The sequence below is a fragment of the Aequorivita flava genome (genome assembly GCF_038742595.1).
Taxonomy (GTDB): Bacteria; Bacteroidota; Bacteroidia; order Flavobacteriales; family Flavobacteriaceae; genus Aequorivita; species Aequorivita marisscotiae.
On the sequence record NZ_JBANCF010000004.1, the window covers coordinates 176,189 to 193,890 of the forward strand.

11 protein-coding genes and 3 tRNA genes are annotated in these 17,702 nt (G+C 37.2%); 8 read left to right on the forward strand and 6 right to left on the reverse strand.

Annotated elements, in window-relative coordinates; genetic code table 11:
* Positions 1-142 precede the first annotated feature (142 nt).
* The 3 genes from VZD24_RS07710 to VZD24_RS07720 all read left to right on the forward strand — a co-directional run bounded on the left by VZD24_RS07710 (position 143) and on the right by VZD24_RS07720 (position 475).
* A tRNA-Ser gene (locus VZD24_RS07710) sits at positions 143-226 on the forward strand.
* Positions 227-280: 54 nt separating this feature from the next.
* Positions 281-355: transfer RNA gene (locus VZD24_RS07715), tRNA-Pro, on the forward strand.
* A gap of 46 nt (positions 356-401) precedes the next feature.
* A tRNA-Arg gene (locus tag VZD24_RS07720) sits at positions 402-475 on the forward strand.
* Positions 476-609: 134 nt separating this feature from the next.
* Here the strand turns inward: VZD24_RS07720 and VZD24_RS07725 are convergent.
* A complete protein-coding gene (locus VZD24_RS07725; RefSeq protein WP_279447918.1) occupies positions 610-2,655 on the reverse strand; it encodes an HD family phosphohydrolase in 2,046 nt (681 codons plus the stop codon).
* 129 nt (positions 2,656-2,784) lie between these two features.
* Between VZD24_RS07725 and VZD24_RS07730 the strand changes: the two genes are divergently transcribed.
* Together VZD24_RS07730 and VZD24_RS07735 are read left to right on the forward strand one after the other, a co-directional pair.
* Positions 2,785-3,963 (forward strand): acetyl-CoA C-acyltransferase, encoded by a 1,179-nt coding sequence (locus VZD24_RS07730; protein ID WP_279447917.1) that lies wholly within the window; start codon positions 2,785-2,787, stop codon positions 3,961-3,963.
* Between the two features lie 32 nt (positions 3,964-3,995).
* Positions 3,996-4,745 carry a C40 family peptidase gene (locus VZD24_RS07735; RefSeq protein ID WP_279447916.1) on the forward strand — a complete coding sequence of 250 codons (750 nt, stop codon included), beginning with the start codon at positions 3,996-3,998 and terminating at the stop codon, positions 4,743-4,745.
* Positions 4,746-4,803: 58 nt separating this feature from the next.
* On the opposite strand, the gene VZD24_RS07740 is transcribed toward VZD24_RS07735, so the two are convergent.
* Both VZD24_RS07740 and gyrA read right to left on the reverse strand, forming a co-directional pair.
* Complete coding sequence (locus VZD24_RS07740) at positions 4,804-6,066, reverse strand: tetratricopeptide repeat protein (protein ID WP_342686416.1); 1,263 nt, start codon at positions 6,064-6,066, stop codon at positions 4,804-4,806.
* Between the two features lie 10 nt (positions 6,067-6,076).
* A complete protein-coding gene (gene gyrA, locus VZD24_RS07745; RefSeq protein WP_342686417.1) occupies positions 6,077-8,602 on the reverse strand; it encodes a DNA gyrase subunit A in 2,526 nt (841 codons plus the stop codon).
* Between the two features lie 255 nt (positions 8,603-8,857).
* Between gyrA and VZD24_RS07750 the strand changes: the two genes are divergently transcribed.
* Entirely contained in the window at positions 8,858-11,410 is a 2,553-nt protein-coding gene (locus tag VZD24_RS07750; RefSeq protein ID WP_279447913.1) for an ATP-dependent Clp protease ATP-binding subunit, read from the forward strand.
* Positions 11,411-11,550: 140 nt separating this feature from the next.
* Positions 11,551-11,931 carry a hypothetical protein gene (locus tag VZD24_RS07755; RefSeq protein ID WP_342686418.1) on the forward strand — a complete coding sequence of 127 codons (381 nt, stop codon included), beginning with the start codon at positions 11,551-11,553 and terminating at the stop codon, positions 11,929-11,931.
* 6 nt (positions 11,932-11,937) lie between these two features.
* Here VZD24_RS07755 and VZD24_RS07760 read toward each other — a convergent pair whose 3' ends face one another.
* Both VZD24_RS07760 and hutH read right to left on the reverse strand, forming a co-directional pair.
* The gene (locus VZD24_RS07760) at positions 11,938-12,843 is read right to left on the reverse strand and encodes a T9SS type A sorting domain-containing protein (protein WP_342686419.1); all 906 of its coding nucleotides are present in this window, start codon (positions 12,841-12,843) and stop codon (positions 11,938-11,940) included.
* A 17-nt stretch (positions 12,844-12,860) separates the two neighbouring features.
* On the reverse strand, positions 12,861-14,369 hold the full coding sequence (hutH, locus tag VZD24_RS07765; protein ID WP_342686420.1) for a histidine ammonia-lyase: 1,509 nt from the start codon (positions 14,367-14,369) through the stop codon (positions 12,861-12,863).
* 183 nt (positions 14,370-14,552) lie between these two features.
* Here hutH and VZD24_RS07770 point away from each other — a divergent pair, with 183 nt between their 5' ends.
* Positions 14,553-15,917 carry a TlpA family protein disulfide reductase gene (locus VZD24_RS07770; protein ID WP_342686421.1) on the forward strand — a complete coding sequence of 455 codons (1,365 nt, stop codon included), beginning with the start codon at positions 14,553-14,555 and terminating at the stop codon, positions 15,915-15,917.
* 80 nt (positions 15,918-15,997) lie between these two features.
* On the opposite strand, the gene VZD24_RS07775 is transcribed toward VZD24_RS07770, so the two are convergent.
* Positions 15,998-17,533 carry an NAD(P)H-hydrate dehydratase gene (locus VZD24_RS07775; RefSeq protein ID WP_342686422.1) on the reverse strand — a complete coding sequence of 512 codons (1,536 nt, stop codon included), beginning with the start codon at positions 17,531-17,533 and terminating at the stop codon, positions 15,998-16,000.
* Positions 17,534-17,702: the final 169 nt, after the last annotated feature.

The window sequence follows — 17,702 nt, forward strand, 5'->3', positions numbered from 1 at the left end:
GCGGTTTTGTTTTACGCCGACTCACTTGATTTAAAACGCTTTAAAATTTATCTTTAAAAAAGGCGTATTTTTGTTTGCATTATTACAATTGAAAACATACATTTGCACTCGCATTTTAGGATGACAAGTTCATAAAAAAATTGGAGAGGTGCCGGAGTGGTAACGGAGCAGATTGCTAATCTGTCGACGGGCAACCGTCGCCAGGGTTCGAGTCCCTGTCTCTCCGCATTAGAGTTTAAAAAAACTCCAAAATACAGTGAACAATATATATTGCTGTTCACGGGGTGTAGCGTAGCCCGGTTATCGCGCCTGCTTTGGGAGCAGGAGGTCGCAGGTTCGAATCCTGCCACCCCGACAAAAGGCCGGACAATTAAAATTGTTCGGCTTTTTTTATTTTTAATGGTCGCATAGCTCAGCTGGATAGAGCACCTGCCTTCTAAGCAGGCGGTCGAAGGTTCGAATCCTTCTGCGATCACAGACAATCCCCTACTTAAGGGGATTTTTTGTGTTTATAAATGAAGGGTTTATACTATAATTAAAAGCTGAAATTTTTAAGGATCACGTTTTTTAATTCCAATTCTATAAATTCTTATAGTAGGCGACAAACTTCTATTCTGGGTACTCTACTCTTAAATGATATATATTGTTTAGCTTCTTTTTAAGCACTTTCTTTATCATTTCAATTTCTTTAAAAGTAATGTTCGCATTCAAGAATTGACCTTGTGCCATTTGGTTGTTGATTATCTTTTCAACAAACTCGTCTATTATTGTGGAGGAAGGTTCCTTTAAACTTTTACTTGCCGCCTCAACACTGTCTGCCATCATTAAAATAGCGGTTTCCTTTGAAAAGGGAATTGGTCCCGGATATATAAAATCTTCTTTATTGGCCTCGCCCTGTTCTTCTCGTTCCTTTCGGTAAAAATAGTACACCAAACTTGTACCGTGATGCGTGCGAATAAAATCAATTACCCTATCGGGAAGGTTGTTTTTTCGGGCTATTTCTATTCCTTTTATTACGTGATCTATAATTATTTTGGCACTTTCCTTTGGGTCTAATTCGTTATGTGAATTTATTGAGTTAGCCTGATTTTCGGTAAACATGGTTGGGTTTTGCATTTTGCCAATATCGTGGTAGAGCGCCCCTACCCTGACCAACATACTATTGGCGCCAATTTCGTTTGCCGAAGCTTCGGCTAAATTTGCAACATTTAATGAATGGTGAAATGTGCCCGGTGCCTTGTTTGATAGTTCTTTTAATAATTTGGCATTGGTATCGCTCAGTTCTAATAACGAAACATCTGAAACCAAGCCGAATATCTTTTCATAAAAATAGATTAGGGGATGCGCAAAAAGCGTTGCCAAACCACATAAGATAAAATATTGGAAATTCTGCCACTCCATAGATTGAATATTCCCTTCCTGAATTACAAAAAAAGCAAAATACCCAAGGATATATATTAACGTTATCTGCCCAACCGAGATAAAGAGGTTGGCTCTTTTGTATAATTCTGATACGGTAAGAATTGTTACGATTCCCGCAATAAACTGTAGGAACATATATTCAAAACTATTTGGAACGATAAATCCGAGCAATAATATAGTTAATACGTGCACAAATAGCCCCACACGCGGGTCGAAAAAGGCTTTTAAAATAAGAGGCAGGATACAGATTGGAACAATATAAACGTAGTCTGCGTGTATCTTCAACACTACTGTGGTTAAGAAAACCATTAAAAATATGTTGAAAAATATAAATGTAACTTTTGTATTGTTGTTGTAAATATAGGGTCTGTAATTTTTTAGAAACAGGAACAGCATTAAAAACACGAGAGAAACCAGCATGGAGTATCCAACCAATAGCCACAGATAATTATTTTTGCTCCAAATCTGGCTATCGAATTCGGCTTTTAGCGAGTTTAGTATTTGGAATTTATCGCCTTCCACGACTTCGCCCTTGGCAATTATCCGCCCCCCTTTCTCAATAATGCCACGATTTGGGTTTAAAGCTTTTATTTCGGCATCTATTGCCGCTTCCGTAAGCTTATTATTAAGTTTTACGTTGGGCTCAAAAACTTCGTTTAGTAAATTATACAGCAAAGCTTGCGCGTCTTCCGTGCTGTTTTTTTCAACTAGTTCTCTAACCTTCTTATTTAGGTTTTCTCTTTTAAATAATTGCGCGTAACTGCGTTCTTCAATTTCATTGCCATTTTTTAAATAAATAAGACGATCGCCATCGTAGGTATGAATTTCGTCGGTAACTCCGTTTTTATAGGTTTCAGTAATAAATTTTGTGCCTAACCTCTCAATGGTATTTTCAGATGTGCGATATAGGCTATCAACATATTTTTCATCTAGCTCTTCTTTAAAGCTCGCCAGCACCTCATTTGCTACTTGGTCGTTATATTCAAAATACGGAACAGCATTCTCTCTTATTTCTTCGCGTTCCTTTTTTAGAGTATCTTCATTTTTCTTAATGGTAAAGCTAAAAGGCGCGTAGAGATTTTCGTACTGCCAAGGCTTGCCTTTTTGAAAATTATATTTAAACTGCCCCCCTTTCGGCAGAAAATAAATAACTAATAGGGTTGAAAATATGAATAGAAAAACCTTATAAATAAGGGATTGATTTTTTGCGAACAAAGAAAAAAAGTTCTTCATATAATTATAACTTATAGTAAAGGTATAAATAAGGAATGAGTTATCCCAAAAGCAATACCTGCAAAGATTGATATTTAAGATAGAAATATGTAATTTCGCAGTCCTTATTTTAAACACAAAAACAGTAGCATGAATAATAAAGTAGTTATAGTATCTGCAATCAGAACCCCGATAGGAAGTTTTATGGGGGGTCTTTCATCATTAACGGCAGCCCAATTAGGATCTGCAGCTATTAAAGGTGCAATGGAAAAAATAAATCTGGACCCTTCAATGGTTCAAGAAGTTTATATGGGCAATGTTGTGCAAGCGGGTGTGGGACAAGCACCTGCGAGACAAGCTGCTTTAGGTGCAGGTATTCCGGATACCGTTCCTGCTACAACTGTTAATAAAGTGTGTGCTTCGGGCATGAAAGCCGTTATGAACGCTGCTCAAGCCATTGCTCTTGGCGATGCCGATGTTGTAATTGCCGGCGGAATGGAGAGCATGAGTAATATTCCTCATTATGTACATATGCGCACTGGAACCAAATTTGGGCCTGCAACTTTAATAGATGGCATGCAAAAAGATGGGCTGGTAGATGCTTATGATCACAACGCAATGGGTACTTGTGCAGATCTTTGCGCTACGGAATATAAATTTTCTCGCGAAGATCAAGACGCCTTCGCAATAAAATCGTACGAACGCTCAGCAAAAGCTTGGGCAGATGGAAAATTTAATGATGAAGTTGTTCCGGTAGAAGTTCCACAACGTCGTGGGGAACCGGTAGTGGTTTCGGAAGATGAAGAGTTTAAAAATGTAAAAATGGACCGAATTGCCTCTTTGCGTCCCGCTTTCACAAAGGACGGTACTGTTACCGCCGCAAATTCGTCTACTATAAACGATGGTGCCGGTGCTATGGTTTTAATGAGTGAAGCGAAAGCAAAAGAATTGGGATTAACGCCACTTGCATATATTAAAGGATATGCAGATGCGGCCCAGGAGCCAAAATGGTTTACAACAGCTCCGGCAAAGGCGCTTCCTAAAGCAATTGCAAAAGCTGGCATTGATATAAACCAAGTAGATTATTTTGAATTTAACGAAGCCTTTTCGGTAGTAGGCTTGGCAAATATGAAGATTTTAGGTCTTGACGATAGCAACGTAAACGTAAACGGAGGTGCCGTGTCTTTAGGTCATCCTCTTGGTTGCAGCGGAGTAAGAATTTTAATTACGCTTCTTAATGTGCTAAAACAAAACGACGCCAAATACGGTGCCGCAGCGATCTGCAATGGTGGAGGCGGTGCTTCTGCAATGGTAATTGAAAGTATTTAAAGGCATCCGTAACTGTTATCAATAATTTCTGAATGGATTACGGTATCTGTAATTTAAGTATTGTTCCACTTCGTGGTGAAGCTGCTGATGCAAGTGAAATGGTAACGCAGTTACTTTATGGCGAACATTTTAAAATTCTTGAAATTCGTAAAAAATGGAGCCGAATTCGTTTGGCTTTTGATAATTATGAAGGATGGATAGACAATAAACAATTTGCTAAAATTACCGAAGCCGATTATACGAATATTGAAGAATCGGACCTGCAGTTATCTTCAGATTTGGTAGATTTTGTTATCCTTCCGGAAAACCAATTATTTTCAATTTGTCTGGGAAGTACTATTTCGGCTACCGCTTTTTTAAATCATAATTTTGAAGGTAAATGGGTTTCAAATAAACTTCCAAAAGAACATTTAATTGAAACCGCCTTACTCTATTTAAATGCCCCATATTTATGGGGAGGAAAAAGTCCGTTTGGAATAGATTGTAGTGGCTTTACCCAAATGGTTTATAAATTGAATGGCTACAGTCTTTTGCGTGATGCCAGCCAGCAAGCCACACAAGGAGAAGCCTTGAGTTTTATTGAAGAAAGTGAACCCGGCGATTTAGCTTTTTTTGACAATGAAGAAGGCAAGATTACGCATGTAGGTATTATTATGAACGATAACTACATTATCCATGCCCACGGAAAGGTACGGATTGATCGGCTAGACCACAGTGGTATTTTTAATTATGAAGCGCGCAGTCACACCCATAAACTGCGAGTAATTAAACGTATTATATAATAAAAAAACCCCTGAAATTCAGGGGTTTTTAAATAGTACGAGGTTATGATAACCTGTATTAATTTTTACTTTCCAAAGCTTCTAACTTTGCTTTAACCGCTTTGTATTTAGCGTCTTCTCCAATTTGGCTGTAAATATTCATTAAATATTTAAGCACATTTTGATTGGAAGGATTTATAGCATTTGCTTTTTCGAGATACGGTAGCGCATCCTTATAGGAATTTTCGCGTATCTTTTTAAGTTCATCGTATCTTTTATTATCGGCAGCTGAATTTCCTAAGCTGTTCATTTCTTCTACTATTTCGTCTTCGCCAGATAGTTTTAAAGCTGCAATATTAATAAGTGCTCCCTCGTATTCGGGACGAAGCTCTAATGCTTTGTTATAATATTCTAATGCTTTTTCTTTGTTGTTTAGCTGGTCGTTGCTAATTCCTAAATTAAAATATAGCTCCGGATTTTCAGGGTCTGTTGCTACAATCTTTTCCATTAATTCATTGTAGCGTTTATTGTCGCCCATTTTATAGCTCATATCTGCATCGGCCCGCATTAAAAACACATCATCGGGATTTTCTGCTCTAGCTGTTTCTATTAAACTTTTAGCTTTTTCGGTATCGCCTTTTTCAATATAGATAAGGGTCATATTCCGAAGTATTTCGCCCTTTCTAGATTTGGTAATTTTAGATTCCGGCTTAATAAATTCGCCAGATTTAATAGCAAAATCTCTCAATTTTTCATTGTCGAAAGCTTCTACTTCTCCAGTTGTTTTATTTGTAGCTACATACTCTACTGTCGCTCCGCTATAGTTTAGGTCTAGAAGCATCTGATAATACTTTAGAGCCGTATCGTAATCTTGGCCATTAACGGCATTACCCGCAGCAAAATACAAGTCTGAAGTATCTTTTTTTGTTACCATATAACTTGTATAAAGTTTATCGGTAGCCATTTTATATTGTTGCGCATTTTGATCTTTAATTGCACCATTAATTAAAGCTGCTCTCAAATTCTGCAATGGGTCAATTAGTTGTTCTTCAATTTTCGGATCCAAAGAAATTGCAGTGCTAAAAGCATCGGCAGCGCCTTTTAATTTTTTAAAGTCTGATCCGCCAGAACCAAGTAACGCTTGGCCTCTAGCTGCGTAAAATTGCGCTTTCAAATCATTATCAACGGTACTGAGCATTGGTTCAGCTTCGGACAAATAATTTAAAGCTTCGGTGTATTCATTAGATTTTATAGCTTTCTCGGCCTTTTTAATTTCTTTTTTTTGTCCAAATGAAATAGCAGTAGCAAATGCAAGTCCTGTTATTAATATTCGTGTTTTCATGTGTTACTATTTATTCGTTATTTTCGGTTTGAGTTTCGTTATTATCAAGAGTAGTGCCATCATTGTTTTGGTCAGTGATAACCGCTTCATCTTCATCATCGTCCTTCATAGCTTTAGCAACTGCTGCAATGGCATCGTCTTCCCTAACTTTAATTAAACGCACGCCTTGTGTGGCACGCCCCATAACGCGAAGGTCTGCTACAGCCATTCTAATGGCGATTCCAGATTTATTTATGATCATTAGATCATCTTCATCGGTTACATTTTTTATGGCTACTAATTTACCGGTTTTTTCTGTAATATTAATGGTTTTAACTCCTTTCCCGCCACGATTGGTAATTCGGTAATCTTCAATAGATGAGCGTTTTCCGTAGCCATTTTCTGAAACCACAAGTATGTCTGAGTCATTTTCATCTACGGCAATCATCCCTATAACCTCGTCATTATCATCGCCCAGCCTAATACCGCGAACTCCCGAAGCATTTCTACCCATAGATCTGGTTTTTTCCTCTTCAAAACGAATGGCTTTTCCAGATTTTACGGCTAGCATTACTTGGCTATTTCCGGTTGTTAACTTTGCTTCGAGCAACTCATCGTCTTCTCTAATGGTAATTGCATTTATACCGTTAGTTCGCGGTCTTGAATATTGTTCTAATGGCGTTTTCTTAACTTGGCCCATTTTGGTGGCCATAATTACGAAATGGCTGTTTATATAATCTTCATTCTTTAAATCTTGGGTACAAATAAAGGCTTTTACCTTATCGTCTGGCTCTATATTTATTAGATTTTGAATGGCTCTACCTTTTGACGTTCTAGTACCTTCTGGTATTTCGAAAACACGCATCCAGAAACATTTTCCCTTTTGTGTAAAGAACATCATATATTGATGATTGGTACCTACAAAAAGATGCTCTAAGAAATCTTCGTTACGAGTAGCTGAAGCTTTTTGCCCAACGCCACCTCTATTCTGCGTTTTATATTCCGTAAGCGATGTACGTTTAATATAACCCGCGTGCGAAATAGTAATAACAACTTGTTCGTCTGCAATTAAATCGGTAATACTCACATCGCCCCCTGCATACTCAATAGTAGATCTACGTTCATCACCGTATTTGGCTTTAATTTCTTCAAGCTCATCGGTAATAATTTGCATTCTGCGTTCTTTACTCGCAAGAATATCTTTGTAATCTTGAATTGTCTTCATCAACTCGTCGTACTCAGTGCGCAGTTTATCTTGCTCTAGGCCGGTTAATTGTCGCAATCGCATTTCAACAATGGCCTTGGCTTGAATTTCGGAGAGTTTAAAAGCCTCAATTAACTTTTCTCGAGCTTCATCAGCATTTGAAGATGCACGAATTAGGCGAATAACCTCGTCTATATTATCTGAAGCAATTATTAAACCTTCTAAAATATGGGCGCGTTCTTCGGCCTTACGAAGTAAATATTCGGTACGTCTAACAACAATCTCGTGGCGGTGTTCAACAAAATAATGGATTAATTCTTTCAAATTTAACATTTGAGGTCTTCCATTTACTAACGCAATATTGTTTACGCTAAAACTAGATTGTAGCGCTGTGTATTTATAAAGTGTATTTAAAACAATATTTGGTACGGCATCTCGCTTTAAAATGTAAACGATTCGCATTCCTTTTCTATCGCTTTCGTCACGAATATTTGAAATACCTTCAATTTTTTTATCGTTAACCATATCGGCGGTTTTTTTAATCATGTCCGCCTTATTAACTTGGTATGGAATTTCAGTAACTATAATACATTCTCTACCGTTAACCTCTTCAAAAGTTGCTTTTGCACGCATCACCACACGCCCTCTACCGGTATGAAATGCTTCGCGCACGCCCTCGTACCCATAAATAGTACCTCCCGTGGGGAAATCCGGCGCTTTAATATGTTGCATTAACCCATCAATATCTATATCGTTATCTTCAATATATGCGATGGTTCCGTTTACAACTTCGGTTAAGTTGTGGGGTGGCATATTGGTAGCCATACCTACGGCAATTCCGCTGGCACCATTGATTAAAAGGCCAGGAACTCGCGTGGGGAGCACCGTTGGTTCCTTTAGCGTATCGTCAAAATTGAGTTGGTGGTCAACGGTTTCTTTATCGATATCTGCGAGCATGTCTTCAGAAATTTTCTGCATTCTCGCTTCAGTATAACGCATTGCAGCCGGACTATCGCCATCTACAGAACCAAAGTTTCCTTGTCCGTCTACTAACATATATCGCAAGCTCCATTCCTGGGCCATACGAACCATAGCATCATAAACAGAGGTATCTCCGTGCGGGTGGTATTTACCAAGGACCTCCCCTACGATTCTCGCAGATTTTTTGTGAGCGCCCGTAGCTTTAATTCCCAATTCGTGCATTCCAAAGAGCACCCTTCTGTGAACAGGTTTCATTCCATCGCGAACATCTGGCAGTGCACGTGACACTATGACCGACATCGAATAATCGATGTAGGCAGATTTCATTTCATCTTCAATGTTTATTGGAATTATTTTATCTCCATCAGCCATAAAAAATAGGTTTATTTATCGTTGTTAAACTAATGGAGCAAGATACACATTCCATTGGGTTTAACAGAGGTTTTTGGTATGCTATATTCACGAATTTATTAACAAAAACAGGGGGTTAAATCGTTAATAAGTATCGTTGAATGTGCTTTGATTTACAGGATATATTTTGTCCTTTTACTAAAATCATTTTAAATAGGAACAGTTTTTGTCCTATTTTGGTTAATTTAGTACCAAACAGAAGAGAGGATTTAAAATATGGATGATAATTTTTCCCCAAGAGTAAAAGATGTAATAGCCTACAGCAAAGAGGAAGCGCTGCGCTTAGGCCACGACTTTATTGGCACTGAGCATTTAATGCTAGGCCTTTTAAGAGATGGCAGCGGCAAAGCGGTAACCATTTTAAATGCACTGGCAATAGACCTAAACCATTTGCGAAGAAAAGTAGAAATACTGAGCCCGGCCAATCCCGGCGTAACTACAAACGCAAACGATAAAAAAAATCTGCACCTTACCCGCCAAGCGGAAAGGGCATTAAAAACCACTTTTTTAGAAGCTAAGCTTTTTCAGAGTAATTCTATTAACACTGCACATCTTTTGTTGTGTATTTTAAGGAATGAAAATGACCCTACTACCAAATTGTTGAATAAAATGAAGGTAGATTATGATGCTGTAAAAGATCAATTTAAGCTTATGATTACAAACGATGACGACTATATTGAAAGTCCAAGCGCAGATGCTTTTCCAAACGACGACGATACTTCAGCCGAAGACGCCGGCAAAGAAAACTTATTTTCTGGCACTACCGGAAAAACCAATAAAAAGTCTAAAACGCCTGTTTTAGACAACTTTGGAAGAGATCTTACGGCAATGGCCGAAGAAGGAAAACTCGATCCGGTGGTGGGCCGTGAAAACGAAATACAACGTGTTTCACAGATTTTAAGCCGAAGAAAGAAAAACAACCCATTGTTAATTGGTGAGCCTGGCGTTGGTAAATCGGCTATTGCCGAAGGTTTGGCACTTCGCATTATTCAACGAAAAGTTTCTAGAATTCTTTACGATAAAAGAGTGGTTACTTTAGATTTGGCCAGCCTTGTGGCCGGCACCAAATATCGTGGCCAATTTGAAGAACGAATGAAAGCAGTTATGAACGAACTTGAAAAGAATGACGATATTATTCTTTTTATTGATGAAATTCATACAATTGTTGGTGCCGGTGGCGCCACGGGATCGTTGGATGCTTCAAATATGTTTAAGCCCGCTTTGGCAAGAGGGGAAATTCAATGCATTGGCGCAACCACTTTAGACGAATACCGTCAATATATTGAAAAGGACGGTGCCCTCGAACGACGTTTTCAAAAGGTTTTGGTAGAACCAACCACGGTTGAAGAAACAATTGAAATTCTTCAAAATATAAAAGATAAATACGAGTCTCACCACAATGTTAGCTATACCGAAGAAGCAATTGAGGCCTGCGTTAATTTAACAAATAGGTATATGACTGAGCGTTTTCTTCCCGATAAAGCCATTGATGCTTTAGACGAAGCGGGGTCTCGCGTACATATAACGAATATTCATGTGCCCGAGAAAATTCTTCAACTAGAAAAAGAATTGGAAGAAGTACGCGAACTTAAAAATACGGTAGTTAAAAAACAGAAGTACGAAGAAGCCGCTAAGCTTCGGGATGATGAAAAAAATCTTGAAAAAGAACTAGCTACACAGCAAGAACAATGGGAGGCAGATTCTAAACTACACAAGGAAACCGTTTCGGAAGAAAATGTTGCCGAAGTAGTTTCTATGATGACCGGTGTTCCAGTAAGTAGAATTGCACAAACCGAAAGTACCAAACTCGCTGCCCTACCCGACAGAATTAAAGGAAAGGTAATTGGGCAAGATGAAGCAGTTGCCAAAGTTGTAAAGGCTATTCAACGTAACCGAGCCGGATTAAAGGACCCGAATAAACCAATTGGATCGTTTATTTTCTTAGGACAAACGGGAGTTGGTAAAACACAACTTGCAAAAGTATTGGCACGAGAGCTATTTGATTCAGATTCGGCATTGGTAAGAATTGATATGAGTGAATATATGGAAAAATTTTCCATCTCACGATTAGTAGGAGCACCTCCAGGTTACGTAGGATATGAAGAAGGTGGCCAATTAACCGAAAAAATACGAAGAAAACCATATGCCGTACTACTTTTAGATGAAATTGAGAAAGCACATCCAGATGTTTTTAATATGCTTCTTCAAGTATTGGACGATGGATATTTAACCGATAGTCTTGGAAGGAAAATTGATTTTAGAAATACAATCATTATTATGACATCCAACATAGGCGCCAGACAAATAAAGGATTTTGGTCAAGGAGTAGGTTTTGGCACTTCTGCTAAAAAGAGCCAAGAAGACGCCCATACAAAGAGCGTAATAGAAAATGCTTTAAAGAAAACATTTGCTCCGGAGTTCCTAAACCGTATAGATGATGTAATGGTCTTTAATGCTTTGGAAAGAGATGATATTCATAAAATTATTGATATTGAATTGGATAAATTATATATCCGCATTTCAGGATTGGGCTACGATCTTACGCTTACCGAAAAAGCCAAAGATTTTATTGCCGACAAAGGGTTTGATAAGCAATATGGCGCACGTCCGCTAAATAGAGCTATTCAAAAATATATTGAAGATGCTTTAGCTGAAGAGATAATTAATAGCAGTTTGCACGAAGGCGACACGATTTTAATGGACCTTGATGAAAAAGCCAATGAGCTTACCATTAAAATTAAGAAACAGAAGAAAACTACAGAGACTTAATATTATTTCGACTTAGATTCTATAAAAAATTCTCCAATTATTTATTGGGGAATTTTTTATTTATTAAAAGCTCTAACTTAAAATCTTCTTTTATAGGTCAATAAAAAAGCTTAAATTAGAGAAGTATAAAGTACTAATCGATGATAGAAGAAATACGTTTATTTTTTGGTAAAGCCCATGTTTTTCCAAACTATCTTGTGGTATATATGAATGAGGGAATTACTGTAAAACCCGAATATAATACCCATTTAATTAATATTGCTCAAAAATATTTTAAAGACAGGCCTTTTGGGTATATAACAAACCGCATTAATAGTTACGCTGTAAACCCTTTGGTGTATTTACAAACTTCTAAAATTGAAAACCTAGTGGCTTTTGCTATTGTGTCTAATCCGGATATTAAAAAAAGTAATGTAGAACTGGAGAAAATTTTTATGAAGATTCCGTTTGAACATTTTTCGGAATTAGAATTAGCTAAAAAATGGGTTGAGAGCATTATAACAAAACACTCATCAAATTAATTTTTTTTACTTGTTAAGTATTCTGAAGGTTTTAGCAGATCCCCCTATTCCTTGAGCTAAAATAAAATAACTTCCCGGACTATAACTTGCCATATCTACTAAAATATTCTTCTTAAAATTATGGTCTATGGTTTTAAGTTTCTTGCCGTTTATATCGTAAATTACAATTTGCGTAATGTTTGTAGCATTGTGCAGCATGCAGGATTTGCTGTTATTTGGGGTAGTTAACACTACTTCTTCCAGATTATTTTTCTTAATATCCATAAAAACTGGCGTACAGTCGTCTATAGAATCTAAATTGGCGTAAAAAACATCTCTGTTTTTAAAATAACAACTCAATGCGCCAACTTCATTTAAATCTGGAAAACCACCAGGTGCATTAATTAATGAAAGCGAGCCAGCACCTTCAACCCAAATTGCGTTTTCAGAACTTATCGTATTCGAGGGTGTAGGCGAAAAATAGAAGTGATCATAATTTTGTCCATCCACCAAAGGTCTCGGAACAATTGAGTCCAGCTTAAAATAGCCTCCGTCTTGCGGAAATGGAGTTATCGGGTTTAGCATATTAATACTGTCGCCCACCTGTAGCGTAAAGTCGTATAACAGATATTCTTCAACCCCACCACTGGGTCGAATTTTTAAAAAGTAGAGTTTTTTTTCAGCCAAATCTTCCCGCAATAAAAAGGTGCGCGAAATAAAATGATATCCGTCCAGTATTTTATACATCATTCCATTCACCAAAGTGTCGCCATCGGTATAGTATTTATCCGTATAACAACCAAAATTGCAGGTGGTAAAATGCCATTCGTTTCTATGGTCTAAAATAGGTTTATAATCTTGCCCAATGGCTGGAAATGAAAAAAGCAAGACCAAAAGAAGTATAAATACAGATTTCATTTCGTAGATCTTCATGGGTCACAATTTAAATATTAATTAAAAAGAATTTCTGCATCAACATTTAAAGATTGTATAAATGCATCGGTAGCGTGTATATCATCTGCCAATACTCTGTCGTTAGCCATAAATGGAACTATGGATCGGTAGGGTTTTAAAAACGATTCAATAAACGGAGATGATTTTTTGGGCGCTCTAAACGCTAGGGCTTGCGATGCATTCATCAATTCAATCGCGAGTATAGTTTCAATATTTTCAATTACCCGCAAGCATTTTGTAGCACTATTTGCCCCCATACTTACGTGGTCTTCTTGTCCGTTAGATGAAACAATGGAATCTACCGAAGCAGGGGTAGCCAATTGTTTATTTTGACTAACAATGCTCGCTGCCGTATATTGTGGAATCATAAAACCGCTGTTTAAACCAGGATTATCAACTAGAAAAGCTGGCAAATCACGCAATCCCGAAACCAATTGATACGTTCTTCTTTCTGAAATATTTCCCAATTCTGCCATTGCAATCGCTAAATAGTCTAGTGCAAGTGCTAGTGGCTGCCCATGAAAGTTACCTCCGGAAATAATAAGATCTTCCTTGACAAAAATATTGGGATTATCTGTAACCGAATTAATTTCGGTCTTAAATGTTTTATGAACAAAACTTATCGTGTCTTTTGTAGCTCCATGAACTTGCGGAATGCAACGGAAAGAATACGGATCTTGTACATTTTTCTTTTCCGAAAGCCCCAATTCACTGCCCTCTAAAAATGTTAATAGCTGTTCGGCAGTTTTAATCTGCCCCCTATGCGGGCGCACTAAATGTACCAAAGCATTAAAAGGACTCATATTGCAATCGAAGGCATCTACTGATATAGCACCAATTAAATCTGCCAAGTACGAAATTTTATAACTCTTTAAAAGACAATAAATACCGAAAGCGCTCATAAATTGCGTTCCATTTAAAAGCGCAAGGCCTTCTTTTGCCTGTAAATTTATGGGTTCCCAATTAAATTTTTTAAGAACTTTTTCTGAAGCCAAACGTTCGCCACCGTAATACACTTCACCTTTTCCAAGCAGCGGCAACGATAAATGCGCTAATGGTGCTAAATCGCCTGAAGCACCCAAACTTCCTTGCGAATATACTACGGGTAAAATATCGTTATTATATAGCTCTATAAGGCGTTCAACGGTTTCAATCTGCACACCACTATAACCATAACTCAGCGATTGAATTTTTAACAAAAGCATTATTTTTATGATGGGTTTCGGCACAAATTCGCCAGTACCACAAGCGTGGGACATCACTAGATTTTCCTGTAATTGCGAAAGGTTTTCTGACGATATCTTTACATTGCACAAAGATCCAAACCCAGTATTAATGCCATACACGGGGGTAGCATTATCTTTCATTTTATGAATAAGATATTCACGAGACTTTTTTATATTTAGCTGGGCCTCTTCTGAAAGACCAAGAGGTCTGTGGTTTTCAATAATATCTTTGATTAGGGAAAGATCAAGAATTTCTGAGCTTATATAATGTGTTTTCATTAAGTAGGTGCATTTTTTACAAAAATACTGTTTTTATTATTGCTATACCACCAATCTTAGTTTCTAATGCCGTTAATAAGTACAAACTTTCACCACTATATTGTGGTAAAATAAACGGTTTATAATGATTATAAATGTAATTTCAATATGTAATTTTACATTTCGAATTTAAAAAATAGTTTTATGAAAAAAATAAGCTTGGCTCTTTTGGTGCTTGTTGCAATTGCTTGCAAGCAGGATGAAAAGCCCCAATATTCCGTTATTAGCGGGACGGTTGAAAACAACACAGGCGAAACCGTTTTTATACGTGGTAACGATTTCGAATTTAGAACCCCAATCAGCGAAAAGGGAACCTTTTTAGATACACTGCATATTTTAAAAGATGGTTTTTATGAAATGTATGTAGGCCGAGAACGCACCAGTATTTATTTGGAAAAAGGGAAAAATCTTTCGGTTACTCTTGATGCCAACGAATTTGACGAAACGCTAAATTACTCAGGCGATATGGCAAATATCAATAATTTTTTAGCTGCAAAATATCTTTGGAATGAACAAAATTTAGATTACAAAGAAATATTCTCTATGCCCGAAGACGATTTCAAAAAAGCATTGAGCGCGAATCAAAAAAGTATTGATAGCATTTATGAGGTTAAAAAAGTTTCCAACGAAAATTTTAAGAAAAAACTATCGGAAGAGGATATATATTCCCGTGCTATTTTAATTGAAAATTATGAAAACGCACACGGCTTTTACACTGGGGAAGCCAATTTTAAAGTTACAGATGGCTTTTACGACGCGCTAAAAAACATTAATTATAAAGATACTTTAGCCTATCGCAATTCTACAGCGTATCAAAGTTTACTCGATGCGCATTTTAATAGATTGGTGCGTGAAGACACATCTAGCTCAGCTACTTCGGAAAACATATTATTTTTGAAAAAAGTAGATGAGGATTTACCAAATGGTTATGCTAAGGACAAAATTATGAGTTCGTACTTACAATTTGGGCTAAAGCCCGATGAAACGTTGGACGAAGCTTATAGTATTTACAAAAATAGCGAGCCTAATTCAGAAAACTTGGCAAAGCTTACCGAGCGCTATAATAAATTAAAGACCATTACCAAGGGTAAGCCCTCCCCTACATTTAATTATGAAAACCACAAAGGAGGAACAACGAGCTTAGAAAGTTTAAAAGGAAAATACGTATATATAGATGTATGGGCCACTTGGTGCGGACCTTGTTTACGTGAAATACCTGCATTGAAGGAATTTGAAAAGGAATACGAAAATAAAAACGTGCAGGTTGTAAGTATTTCCATAGACGAGGCGAAAGACTACGACAAATGGAAATCTATGGTAACCGAAAAACAATTAGGCGGAATTCAGCTAATGGCAGACAACAACTGGAAATCTGCATTTGTTGAAGACTACGCAATCATGGGAATCCCTCGTTTTATACTGGTAGATCCACAAGGAAATATAGTTTCTGCAGATGCTCCCAGACCTTCAGATCCAAATTTAAAAGTATTGTTAGATCCATTGTTATAACATCTTCATTTTAGAAAAAAATGTGAGCCACAGTTTTTCAAAGCAATATTTTTTGTTTTAAAACTGTGGCTAATTTTTTACTATTGTGATTGCTCAAGAGGCTCTTCTCTTGAAAATAGCTCCAAGTATGCCTCTGAAATATTTTCAACTATATTGCCAGCCATTACTGCCTCAAACCCCAATTGCCCGGTGGCAATATCGCCAGCACTGCCGTGTATATATACTCCAAACACCGAAGCCAACAAAGGATCGTATCCTTGCGAAAGCAAGCCTGCAATAACTCCGCTCAATGCATCGCCGCTACCCGCCGTTCCCATACCTGGGTTTCCAGAAGTATTTATATACAGTTTGTTTTCGTAAACTGTTATGGTATATGCACCTTTGATTATTAGGACCACTTGATGTTTTTCTGAAAACTTTTTTGCTTTTTTTAGTTTGTCATAATCATTTTTCCAAGTACCAATCAGTCGTTTTAGCTCTCCGGGATGCGGTGTTAATATAGAGTTGGGCGGAAGAAATTCTAACAGCGATTTATTTTCCGAAATAATATTTAAAGCATCGGCATCTATAACAAAAGGTATGTCTTTCAGCTGCAATACTTTTTTTAAGGCTGCAACTGTGGCTTTATTTTTTCCGAGGCCCATTCCAATTGCGATGGCCGAAGGTTTAAAGTCTGTTTCAATATTACTTATAAATTTTTCTTCCTTATCTGTAATTACCATTGCTTCCGGAATTGTGGATTGTAAAATGGAATAACCACATTCTGGCACAAAAGCAGTAACCATTCCCGCACCAATCTTAAATGCTGCACTAGTGGAAAGCACCGCGGCGCCAATTTTTCCGTAGCTTCCACCTACTATTAACACGTGGCCAAATGTACCTTTATGATCAAATTTATTTCGTGGCTGATAAAAAGTTTGCGCTTCAGGTTTCGATATTAATTGTGCTATGGGCTCCGTGTTTTTTATAAAATCTAAATCTAAACCAATCTCCAAAATATTAAAATTAGAGACAAAGGGCGCTGTTTCCGGCAAAAAGAAACATAATTTAGCTGTTTGAAATGTAAGGGTGTGATCTGCTTTCAATACGGCTTCCTTATCTTTTAGAGGTAAATTAGCATAAAGACCGCTTGGAATATCTACTGATAGCTTAAATGCTTGGTTTGCATTTAAATATTGAATCAATTTTCTTACCCAACCTTCGGGGCTGCGATTCAATCCAATTCCAAAAATTGCATCAACAATCATATCTTCGTCGCTTATCTCTGGAAAATCGGCTTGGCTTGTCATTAGTATAGGCCAATCTTTTGTAACATTTTTAATTTTGTTGTAATTCAACAAGAAGTTCTTTGAGCGTTTATCGCTAAAATTCACAACATACACTACAACCTTATAACCGTGCTCAAGCAATAACCTGCCAATTACTAATCCATCCCCACCATTATTGCCAATTCCACAAAAAATTCGAATAGTAACAGGCGCACCATCCAAGTGTGTGTGTAACCAGTTAAATACCTGTTCTCCAGCACGCTCCATTAAGGCTTCCGAAGTTATATCTTGTTTTTCAATAGTTATTTTATCTGCTTGGCTTAATTGTGCCGCGGAAAATATTTTCATCAATTTATTTATTTTGAAGATGTTACTTAAAGTTAGAGCTGGTAAAGCGCGGGCCTTTAATGTATCAAAGATAGCAACATTCCACGCATTGTTGAAAGAACGTTTATAACTAATTGGCATAAGTGAAAAAGGAAGCCAGATTAATTATAATTTTAGTAAAAACCACATT